The organism is Roseicyclus sp., assembly GCF_052168335.1.
GTDB lineage: Bacteria > Pseudomonadota > Alphaproteobacteria > Rhodobacterales > Rhodobacteraceae > Roseibacterium.
Genome location: NZ_JBQLZP010000280.1, coordinates 1 through 2,723 on the forward strand (window position 1 = coordinate 1; position 2,723 = coordinate 2,723).

Annotated in this window: 3 protein-coding genes; all 3 read right to left on the reverse strand. The window is 70.1% G+C overall.

Annotation, left to right across the window (positions count from 1 at the left end):
- A partial coding sequence (gene pepT / locus ACTS11_RS08570; RefSeq protein ID WP_442639908.1) for a peptidase T occupies positions 1-1,099 on the reverse strand: 1,099 nt, incomplete at its 3' end.
- Positions 1,100-1,162: 63 nt separating this feature from the next.
- Positions 1,163-1,819 carry a class I SAM-dependent methyltransferase gene (locus tag ACTS11_RS08575; RefSeq protein WP_442639909.1) on the reverse strand — a complete coding sequence of 219 codons (657 nt, stop codon included), beginning with the start codon at positions 1,817-1,819 and terminating at the stop codon, positions 1,163-1,165.
- Positions 1,820-1,859: 40 nt separating this feature from the next.
- A partial coding sequence (gene mdh / locus ACTS11_RS08580) for a malate dehydrogenase (RefSeq protein WP_442639910.1) occupies positions 1,860-2,723 on the reverse strand: 864 nt, incomplete at its 5' end.

The following is a 2,723-nucleotide window of genomic DNA, read 5'->3' on the forward strand; positions in this document are numbered from 1 at the left end:
CGGTCAGCCGCGAGCCGTCGGTGCCGCCGCGGATCACCGCCTCGATCGGCTCCACGCCGAGGTCGCGCAGCGCGTCGCGGGCAAGCTCCACCGGCGTCATGTCGTCCTCGAGCCAGTAGCGCATGTTGCGGTATTGCGGCGTGATCTCGACCTCGACTTTCGCGCGGGGCTCGGTCGCCGCGATGGCGGCTGCGACCTGCCGCACGAGGTCGCCCTTGGCCGCGAGCCCCTCCCGCTCGAAATCGCGCAGGATGAAACGCACCACCATGCGGTCCGCGCTGCCCTTCATGTCCACTGCATGGATGAAGCCCTCGCGGTGGGCGGTCGTCTCGGGCGTCATGGTCGCCTGCGGCAGCGTCTCGACGATGCGCGAGGCGAGATGGATCGCGTTCACCAGCTTGCCCGTCGCCTCGCCCGGATGGATCGAGACGCCGGTGACGGTGACGACGCAGAAATCGGCCGAAAAGGTCTCGTAGATCACCTCGCCCGCGTCGCCGCCGTCGAAGGTATAGGCGAAGTCGACGCCCAGATCCTTGGGCAGCCTCGGATCGACGCCGCGCCCGATCTCCTCGTCGGGGGTGAAGGCCACGCGGATCGTCGGGCGCGGCAGGTCGGGGTTCTCCAGCAGGTGCCGCGCCGCCGTCATGACGATGGCGATGCCCGCCTTGTCGTCGGCGCCGAGCAGCGTCGTACCCGACGCGGTCACGATGTCCTCGCCGATCTTGGTGGCGAGATAGGGAAAGTCCTCCGGCGAAAGCACGAGGTCGGGCGCGTCGGGAAACGTGATTGCGCCGCCGTTGTAGCCCCGGATCACGCGGGGCTTCACGCCGGTCGCGCTGAACTGCGGCGCGGTGTCGACATGGGCGAGAAAGCCGATGGTGGGACCGGGCACGTTGCCGGGAATGGTCGCGATGACGGTGCCGTACTCCGTCTTGGTGACGTCGGCCGCGCCGATCCCGTGCAGCTCCTCCACCATGAGGTCGAGCATCGCGTGCTGGATCGCCGTCGAGGGCTGCGCCGGGCTGTCCATGTCGGACTGGCTGTCGATGGCGGCATAGCGGCAGAGCCGCGCCTCGAGTTCGGCGTCGAAATCGCGCATTGGGTGTCCCTCCTGTCGGACGGCGCGATCAGGGCGCGCGGCGGGCAGGATGTCAACCTGGGGTCACGCGCGCCACAGCACCTGCCCGCGCGGCAGCCTGTCGGGCAGCCGGGTGAGCGTCAGGCCCGCCGCCTCGGCCATGGCGCGGAGCGCGGGCTCGGTCAGGTGATACGGCGGCCGGTCGGGATGGGTCACGACGCCGTCGGGCTGGCGCAGCGGTCCCGCCTGCCCTTCCGGCGCGAGGAAGACGGTGAAGAGGAACACCGGCCGCGCAGGCCAGCGCCGCGCGATGCACTTCAACGCCTCGGCGCTCGTTTCGGGCGGAAGATGGGTGAAGACCCCGAAGGCGATCAGGAAATCCGGCGCGTCGGGCAGGCCGGGGAAGGCGAAGGTCGCATCCTCGACCAGATGCTCCTCCGGCAGGCGCGCGGGGTCCGCCAGCTCCGCCTCGCGCCCGCGCAGCATGAGCGCCCGGCTCGCGTCGGTGGCCCAGTACTTGCCCGGCTCGAGGAAGGGCACCGCCTTGCAGCCGAGGCGCAGCGATCCCGCGCCGATGTCGATGAGGGTGTGGTGGGGCTCGAGCCCCTGCGCGCGGAGGAGCGCCAGTTGCAGCCGCCCGATCTCGTCCCAGCGGCCGCCGACGATGTCGCGGTGCCGCCCCTCGGCCAGTGCGCGGTCGTAGAAGCCGGGCACGAGATAGGGCGAGGCGGCCCGCGTCATGGCAGGCGGCGGCCCCGCCGCGACGGGGCCGCCCGTTCCATCAGGCGAGGCTTTCGTCGATACCCTTGCAGGCGTCGACAAGGCCCTTAACGGCGCTGACCGAGTTGTCGAACATCGCCTGTTCGTCCTTGGTCAGCTTGATCTCGACGATCCGCTCGATGCCGCCCGCGCCGATCACGGTCGGCACGCCCACGTACATCCCCTTGAGCCCGAACTGCCCGTCGCAATAGGCCGCGCAGGGCAGCACGCGCTTCTGGTCCTTGAGGAAGGCCTCGGCCATCTCGATGGCGGAGGTCGCGGGCGCGTAGAAGGCCGAGCCGGTCTTCAGGAGGCCCACGATCTCGGCCCCGCCGTCGCGCGTGCGCTGCACGATGGCGTCGAGCTTCTCCTTCGTGGTCCAGCCCATCTCGACGAGGTCGGGCAGCGGGATGCCCGCCACGGTCGAGTAGCGGACGGAGGGCACCATCGTGTCGCCGTGGCCGCCGAGCACGAAGGCGGTCACGTCCTTCATGGAGACGTCGAACTCCTCGGCGAGGAAGTGGCGGAAGCGCGCGCTGTCGAGCACGCCCGCCATGCCGCAGACCATGTGGTGAGGCAGACCCGAGAACTCGCGCAGCGCCCAGACCATCGCGTCGAGCGGATTGGTGATGCAGATGACGAAGGCGCCGGGCGCGTGCTTGGCGATCCCCTCGCCCACCGACTTCATGACCTTGAGGTTGATGCCGAGCAGGTCGTCGCGGCTCATCCCCGGCTTGCGGGGCACGCCGGCGGTGACGATGCAGACGTCGGCGCCCGCGATGTCGGCGTAGTCGTTGGTGCCCTTCAGTTTCGCGTCGAACTTCTCGGAGGGTCCGCTTTCGGCGATGTCGAGCGCCTTGCCCTGCGGGGTGCCCTCGGCGATGTC

Coding starts and splice junctions, on each gene's coding strand:
- ACTS11_RS08575 (WP_442639909.1), bottom strand. CDS start 1,819: ATGACGCGGGCCGCCTCGCCCTATCTCGTGCCCGGCTTCTACGACCGC.